This is a genomic window from Flavobacterium sp. (genome assembly GCF_003525665.1).
Lineage (GTDB): Bacteria > Bacteroidota > Bacteroidia > Flavobacteriales > Flavobacteriaceae > Flavobacterium.
Map to the genome: position 1 here is coordinate 1 of NZ_DQDX01000158.1, position 3,354 is coordinate 3,354.

At 31.1% G+C, this 3,354-nt stretch carries 4 protein-coding genes and 1 tRNA gene; 2 read left to right on the forward strand and 3 right to left on the reverse strand.

The annotated features are described in order from the left end of the window. On the reverse strand, window positions 1–976 hold a 976-nt coding region (gene trxB, locus DIU01_RS11185), incomplete at its 3' end, for a thioredoxin-disulfide reductase (RefSeq protein ID WP_290834470.1). 153 nt (window positions 977–1,129) lie between these two features. On the opposite strand from trxB, the gene DIU01_RS11190 reads away from it, so the two are divergent. After that, window positions 1,130–1,204, forward strand: a tRNA-Pro gene (locus DIU01_RS11190). A gap of 95 nt (window positions 1,205–1,299) precedes the next feature. Here DIU01_RS11190 and DIU01_RS11195 read toward each other — a convergent pair. Further along, window positions 1,300–2,136 carry a DUF2807 domain-containing protein gene (locus DIU01_RS11195; RefSeq protein WP_290834472.1) on the reverse strand — a complete coding sequence of 279 codons (837 nt, stop codon included), beginning with the start codon at window positions 2,134–2,136 and terminating at the stop codon, window positions 1,300–1,302. 63 nt (window positions 2,137–2,199) lie between these two features. Continuing rightward, window positions 2,200–2,652: a DUF4442 domain-containing protein gene (locus tag DIU01_RS11200; protein ID WP_290834473.1), complete on the reverse strand. Its 453-nt coding sequence runs from the start codon at window positions 2,650–2,652 to the stop codon at window positions 2,200–2,202. A 198-nt stretch (window positions 2,653–2,850) separates the two neighbouring features. Here DIU01_RS11200 and DIU01_RS11205 point away from each other — a divergent pair, with 198 nt between their 5' ends. After that, window positions 2,851–3,306 (forward strand): DUF4870 domain-containing protein, encoded by a 456-nt coding sequence (locus tag DIU01_RS11205; RefSeq protein WP_290834474.1) that lies wholly within the window; start codon window positions 2,851–2,853, stop codon window positions 3,304–3,306. Window positions 3,307–3,354: the final 48 nt, after the last annotated feature.

Genomic DNA, 3,354 nt, shown 5'->3' on the forward strand with positions numbered 1-3,354 from the left:
TGTGTTTTCTTCGTTGGTTGAAAAAATTTTCTTCTTTATCACCCAAATATCTTTCAGCATCCAAAGCAGCCATACAACCAGTTCCAGCAGCAGTAATTGCTTGTCTGTAAACGTGATCGGCAGCATCGCCACCAACAAAAACTCCAGCTACATTAGTTTTAGACGTTCCAGGAATATTGACAATATAACCAGTTTCGTCTAGTGTTAAATAGTCTTTAAAAATATCTGTATTTGGTTTGTGACCAATCGCTACGAAAAATCCAGTTGCAGGAATTTCAAGTTCTTCGTTTGTAGTTTTGTTTAAAGCTTTTACACTAGTTACAACTTGTCCGTCACCAAGAACTTCAACCGTGTCGTGGTTCATTAAAATTGTGATATTCTCAGTATTTCTTACACGTTGTTCCATGATTTTAGAAGCTCTAAATTTCTCACTTCTCACCAACATCGTAACTTTTTTACACAATTTAGATAAATAATGCGCTTCTTCACAAGCAGAATCACCTGCGCCAACAATTACAACTTCTTGATTTCTGTAGAAAAACCCGTCGCAAACCGCACAAGCAGAAACACCACCACCAGTATTTAAATAATGTTGCTCAGATGGCAAACCTAAATATTTAGCCGTTGCACCTGTTGAAATAATTACAGTTTCACAGTGAATTTCTTTAGTGTCATTAATCCACACTTTATGAATATCTCCAGAGAAATCTACTTTTGTAGCCCAACCATCACGAACATCAGTTCCAAAACGTTTGGCTTGTTCTTCAATTCCAACCATCATTTGCGGACCAGTAATTCCTTCAGGATTTCCAGGCCAGTTTTCTACTTCATTAGTGGTTGTTAATTGTCCACCAGGTTGTGTTCCTTGGTATAAAACCGGATTCATATTAGCTCTAGCTGCATAAATTGCTGCTGTATATCCAGCTGGACCAGAACCTATTATTAAGCATTTTACTTTTTCTATTGTATCTGACATAGTATGTTTGTTTTTTAGAACTGCAAAGGTAAGTTTTTATTAAAATATTTTAATGTAAAGTACTTGACAAAAAACTATATAATTATAAATTTTAATTATTGTGTAAAAAAGATTTTGAGAAGTAATTTTTAATACTATCTTTGCACTCGCTTTCGGGGTGTAGCGTAGCCCGGTTATCGCGCCTGCTTTGGGAGCAGGAGGCCGCAGGTTCGAATCCTGCCACCCCGACAAAAGTCTTTTCATTTATTTGAAGAGACTTTTTTTATTATATAATAGTTCATGATTGAGCAAAAAAAAGCCGAATTATAAATTCGGCTAGTTCTTTATTTTGTTGGTTTTTTCATTAAAACCGCATTGTCCACAAATCGTTTTAAATCAATTTTTTGATCTCCATAAACTTCAATTTCTGATTTTCCTGAAGCTTCTAAAATTAAATTTTCACTTACATTTAAACTAGCGTTAGTGTATGCTTCGCTTATTACTTCTGCATTTCTTGAAGTCAATTTTTTACCTGTAAACTTGGCATTGTTATCTAAACGAAGTTTTAAATTTTGTACATCGCCTTCAATTTCACTCTCCGATTTTTGGTACATGTCAAACGTTAAGTCTTTTGAAGTCAGTAAAGCTTTTAATTTTGCAGTCTTACTCAAAGTTATAGTCGTTTTATCGGCTTTCGAATTTAATTCGGCTTTCGATCTATCATCCATTATTAAAGTAAACTCTTTTGATTTTGAATTCACAAATAATTTTGACGAATCGTATGTTTTAAATGTAATTGCCTCTAATTCTATTTCAGATAATGCAGTAATAGTTGCTTCATTTCTAACTGTAACCGATTTAAAATCATCTTTATAAGTTATTCTAATACTCAATTTCTTGAATCCGAACGCATTTTTTAAAGTAGCTATTCGTAATGTTGAGCCGTTTAAAACAATGTCGATTGCTTCGTGAAGATTATCATCGGCTTCAATTTCTAAACCACATTCGGTGCCTTTTGTTAGAAAAACTTCTACATTATCTAGAACTTCAATAGATGTGAAATCCTCAATTTTTTTTATTTCTGTGGTTACTATTTTAGATCCTTTAACTTTTTCTTTCTTTTGTGCAAAAGCAAATGTTGTTGCAAAAAGTAATGTGAATAGGAATATCGTTTTTTTCATTTTAAAAATGTATTAAGTTCAAAAATATAAAAATCAAAGTTAAAAGAATTATAAAATGATTTATTATTTGATGCGAACACTCCATTCGAAATCCATTTCCGAAACTTGATCACCTTTTTCATCAACTCCAATCGATTTTAACCATAACGTTACTCCATCTCCAGTTGCTATTGTTTTTTGTATCGCTTCTTCTATAAGATGACCATCATTGCAAGTAAAAGTTATTCTTCCTTTGGCTTTTTTAGTAAAATTACATTTGTTATTGGCAACTAGCATCGAAATGTTTTTCTTGCTTTTTTTAATTTGATACATTACTAAAGCTCCAGTTGTAAGTTCGGCAGCCATTGCTTGCACTGCAAAATACATTGAATTAAACGGATTTTGATTAAACCATCGATGTTTAACAGTTGCTATACATTTTTTGTCGGATATTTCTTTAACTCTTACACCGCACCAAAATGCAGAAGGTAATTTAAAGAATAAAAAAGTATTCAATTTTGCTGGTGAAAATTCCATGAAGTATTGATTTTGTTGTAAATATACAAAAAATAGTATGCATAACTAGTAAATGTTATTTGTTAAATAATTGTTAAAATTAAGTACTTTGTAATGCATAATACCTTTTTTTGGTTGTATCTTTGTATAAGAAATTAATAAGCTATCTATAGTATTGTTAGTTTTGAGTTTTAATCATCAATCAAAAATCAATTAAACATGACACCAGCTAACGAAAGAACAATTGCATCAGTAACACATTTGAGTTCCTTTGCTCAATACTTTTTTCCATTAGGAAATTTTATTGCACCAATAATTATATGGAGTGCAAAGAAAAATGATTCTGAATTTGTAGATTTCAACGGAAAACAAATTTTGAATTTTCAACTAAGTATGTTTGCTTATAGTTTAATTTTAATAGCAATATCGTTGCCTTTAATGATTTATGGATTTGTAGATTTATTAGGGACAAACATGTCCTTCAATAATTTTCATCTTGACTTTGATGGATTCAGAAATCAAAAAATCACAACTTTAATAGGAGCAGCAATTGTAGCTTTTGTACTTTTTATGTTTCTAAAAATATTTGAATTTGTACTAATTATATATGCCGCAGTAAAAGCATCCAATGGAGAAAAATATAAATATCCATTAACAATTCCATTCTTTAAATAATAACCTTGCACTGAACACGTTTCAGTAAATCATCAAAAAAATCATCAA